Here is a 5,043-nt window from a genome sequence, read left to right as displayed (position 1 = left end):
GTGATGTACTTCAGTTAGTTGTATTAAAAATTTAATTATAATTTTTAGTTTTCAACAATTAAATTAGCTAAAAAAAAAAGAAAAATCATTATAAAATAATGATTTTAAACTAGTCCTCTTCAATGAGGCCAAACTCTTGACGTTTATCAGCATAGCCATGCTCAAAACCATAAGTGGTTGCGGTGAAAAGTACTTTTTCACCATTACTGAATATTAAATTTACATGAACTCCGAAATCTCCAACATTAGTGACTACTATATATTTAACAGGATCAACTTCTCTTAATTTTTCTGCCATTACAACAGAATTCACAACCATATCTTTATTATAAGTCGATAATTCAACTTCATCAACAACATATAATTTAACAGTACGCTCATTAATTTCCACATCCATTTTTTTACTAATATCATATGCATCAAATATTTGCCGTATATCATCAGGGTTTTTATTTTCTGATATAACTTCAGAGTTTTCATTTTCTGATATAACTTCAGGCTTTTCTTGTTCTTCTACATATACTGCCATGGCCTGCTCAGATTCTTTTTTAAGTTTAAAGAATGGATGTAAGTATCCGTATGTTCCACCTATTGCTCCTAATGCTGCACCAATTATCATATATTGAGTAATAATGTTCCATCTGTTACTGTGATCTCTTGCAGAACCACCAATAACGGCATCATCAATAAAACCGAAACCCATACCAATACCGGCACCAATCAAAGAACTTGGTATAATACTAAGCCAACCAATATAAGGAGTTACAGCAACTAAAAATGGAGTTAAAACACCAGAAACTACAAACCCTACACCAAAAGACACAATACCCACAGTCCATGTTAAAGCAGTCCGTATAAGTATTTTTTCAGTCATAGAATACTTTTCATAATCATTTAAAACATTACATCCAGTTGAGTTAAAAACAGCACAGTCATCAGTTTCAAAATTAGCAATAACAGACTTACCATTATTGGTGAAAGTAGAATTTAAGGCAACCAAACTTCCTTTATTATTATAAATCAAACCATAATTACTATAGGAATTATCACGAACACTACAACTGCATAAAATCAAAGATCCTCCATCGTTATAAATTAGATTTTCACTGTTTTTATTTCCATAAAAACTACAATTAAACAAACTGCATGAACCTTTATTTTTAAACAAATATGCTCCTTTATTATTTATAAAATTACATGACATAAACATACAATTTTTAGCAATATTAAAAATGGCATGAGAATATTTAGTAAATGTTAAATTTACAAAAGTAATAGCACTATTAACATTAACAGTTTTTCCAAAGTCAAAATTAACATTAAAACCATTACCTAAAATTAATAAATCACCACAATAATTTAATTTAGATAAATCAATATCACAATCACAAGAAACATTCATAATCAATTTTGAAGGTTCAAACAATAAAATATCCTGTGTAAGATTAGTTAAATAATCATTATCAATAATATTTACAGTATAAGTTTCACCACGATGAATAACACTACCATTAACAATAACATCACCGATATTGTAAAATACAGAATCGCCGGATAAAATTAAATTATCTTTTATTGCAGATGAAGACTCAACAACACTATTTTTAGCCTTACCAATAAATTTAGTATTTTTAAAGAACTCAGAAAAGTCACATCCATCAAATCTAACAAAAGCATCACTAACATCCAAAATATTAGTATTATCCTTAGCAACAATATTACTTTTAAAAGTACAGTTAATAAGATAATTAGAACAACCATTACCATTTAAAACTGCACCATAATTTTTATAATAATTATCACTGAAATTACAATTAATTAAATTTAAAGTACCATAATTGTGAAAAATACCATTGAAATTGCTAAAACTAATATTATTTAAAGTTAAAAGACCACCATAACCAATAAAAGCAAAATGATCATCATGATTTTTCACATTTTTAGAAAGTCTAACAGTAGCACCATTACCATTAATAACAATAGGAATAACACCTACATCCAATGCATATCTTTCAATTGCACTTGGAGCTTTATAATCAGGAGTATAAACAGAATGATGATAAAACTCATCTCTCCAATCCATAGACCTCATATCTTTAACCAGCCAATCGTTATCCATTTCATAAACACCCGGCTCTAAATTAATAACAACAGACTCACAATTAGGAGTAAAAGAATTAACCAAATACAAAGCATTCTTAAGCTGGCTAACATCACTGCAATTTAAAACAAACTTATCTTCATAAACTTGATTAGAGACAGTTGATAAACATGCAGTTTTAGCAAAATAACAATCCTTAAAAACATTATCAAGGTTATTATCCTGATACAAAACAGTTAAACTATAATCGCATGCTTTAATAAAACTACTTAATGAATCTTTAAAATCACAGTCATGAAAAACATTAAATGATTTTTGACCAGCATATAAAACACTACCCCAATAATCCTCTTTAACACTTACACTTGTAAGTTCCATAGAAGCCCTATTTCCTTTAAACAAACACTTATCAAAGTACACACTTCCATAATTTTCCATTACGCCACCAGAAACAAGAGTATACTTATCATATGCATCATTATATAAGAAATTAGATTTAATACAGCAGACAGTACCTTTATTTATAAAACAATGCTTGAAATTTTTAACAGTAACATTTACCAAAGAAACTTTAGCACTATCCCTAACATAAAGAAAATTATTTTTATTATCGTTTCCACAGATAACTGAATCAACAGTACCTTTAATACATAAATTTGCATTACCTATATGCAAAGCAAAGTTATGATAATCAGTAAAATCAACTTTAAAAGTAGTATGCGGAGCTAATGTAATATTAATATTATTCCAAAGAGGTTTTTTATTTTCAATAAAACTAAAAATATCCTTTAAATTTTTAGAATTATCAACCCAAAAAGTAACATTCTCCTTATCCAAAGAAACACTGGATAAATCATCATAAACATTATCACCTTTTAAACTAACAATTAAAGCATTATTATCAGTATAAACTTTCACCGCATCGAAATCTTTACCGCCTTTATTATTACAGAAATTATTCTGATAAAAACAGTTAGTTAAATTAATAAAACACTTAAGACCAGTTGACCTAGCAATACTAGAATCAGATGCTTTATTTAATTCAAAAACAACATTTTTACCATAAATATTACCCGCAGCACTGTATAAAGCACCACCATAATGAGCACTATTACCAGTAAAATAAGAATAAGAAGGATTTGAAATATCCTGATTTATATTAATATGAATATGCTTAACTGAATAAACCGCACCACCATCTGAAGATACCACAGCACGATTGTCTTCAAATGTAGAATTGTCAATAAATACTTCACAACCATGTACAGCACCACCATCACTATAATCATGAGAACTACCTCTAACACTATTAGACATAAAGAAACAGCCCCCACTACTTACTTTATTTCCACCATATATAGCACCACCTTTATTTTGAGCCACATTATTAGCAAATGAAGTATCATACGCCCTTACATCATTTTTAGCATAAACAGCACCACCATCATTATCATCAGCAGTATTACCCTCAAATATTGAAGTAGCATTGTTTTTCATTACATATACATTATTTGCATATATTGCTCCACCATAATCTGCAGCATAATTCTTTATAAAAATAGAATCTTCAACTGTTACTGTTCCGGAACTTTTGATTGCACCTCCCCAGCACTGGTAAACTTTAGCACCGGTAGCTTTATTGGAAGTAAATGAACTGCCCACTACACCTACATGGTTTTCACAGCAAACAGCACCACCATCAACACAGGCCAAATTATTAATAAAATCACATTGATTAATATGAACTATACCATTGGAAAAAATTGCACCACCATTTTCTCCATTGGCTTTATTTCCTTTAAAAACACAACCATCAACTACAAGATCCTTTTTATTTTCATTATATATTGCACCACCATAATTTTTAGCCCAATTATTAGAAAAAGTACAATTATAAATAGTATATTGAGCTGAACCTTTAATATAGATGGCTCCACCTTTTTTGGTATTGTCATTATGACCGTTAATTATATTGAGGTTTTTTAGAACTATTTTTCCACTACTGGAATAAAATGCACTGCATCCATCTAATCCTAAACAATTAAGTGTGTGACCTTGACCATCAATTGTTAAATCTTTACTTAAATCAATTCTGGAACCTTTATGTCCATTGTAGTCTTTATTCAATATTAAAACAGACCCCTTTGCTGCTTTATTTATCTCTAATTGAAGATCATCAAATGTTCCTTTTGGAGTATATAAAGATACATCCACAGTATGAATAGGTTTAGGAGTATTAACAATTATATCAGGGCTGCCTAACTTATCATCCAGACTAGATGAGTCTGAATCAGCAACACCTAAAATATCCAAGTGATGAGTCTGACTAGAACCAACACCACTAAAACCAGAAAGATTACTATCTACACTAATTGAATCATCAGTATGATTCATATCCGCTGCACAAACTGCCCCCAAACATAATGGAAGCAAGACTAATAAACTAATTAAAACTTTAAAATTTATCATTAAACAAAACTCCCCCATAAAAAAATGTATAATAAACAATATTATTTTTTAAATAATGTATATATAAAGTTTTTCGCGTGCAAGTGCTTGCTTGCACATTAAAAACCTGATTAAATAAATTAAAATAAGTTAAATAAAAAAATAAGTTTCATAAATCTGTAAAAAAAATAAATAGTAAAAAATCAAATAATATTTAAAAATTTCAGTGAAAATAGTGAGATTATTATTTAATATAATAAATTACCGTATTTTTAGAGTCGATTCTCCTTATAAATGATGAAAATATGTTCGCACAATCAATATTGATAGTCAAAATCACATGACTTTAAATTTTAAATCCTAATAAAACAATCATGTAGTGATGTACTTCAGTTAGTTGTATTAAAAATTTAATTATAATTTTTAGTTTTCAACAATTAAATTAGCTAAAAAAAAAAGAAAAATCATTATAAAATAATGATTTTAAACTAGTC

The 5,043-nt window shown here is 28.5% G+C and carries 1 protein-coding gene; it reads right to left on the bottom strand.

The window, feature by feature from the left end; genetic code table 11:
• Positions 1 to 109: 109 nt before the first annotated feature.
• Positions 110 to 4,570, bottom strand: a complete 4,461-nt coding sequence (locus ACKI5C_RS02015) for a hypothetical protein (protein ID WP_407431518.1) — start codon at positions 4,568 to 4,570, stop codon at positions 110 to 112.
• Positions 4,571 to 5,043: the final 473 nt, after the last annotated feature.

Origin of the sequence: Methanobrevibacter sp., from assembly GCF_045646045.1 — an archaeon.
Classification (GTDB): Archaea; Methanobacteriota; Methanobacteria; order Methanobacteriales; family Methanobacteriaceae; genus Methanocatella.
Note: the sequence above shows the minus strand (reverse complement) of the source record. Positions and strands in the feature narration are given on the sequence as shown.

Bases quoted from the DNA above. Each gene is read 5' to 3' on its own strand.
- ACKI5C_RS02015 (WP_407431518.1), bottom strand. From the start codon at position 4,570: ATGATAAATTTTAAAGTTTTAATTAGTTTATTAGTCTTGCTTCCATTA.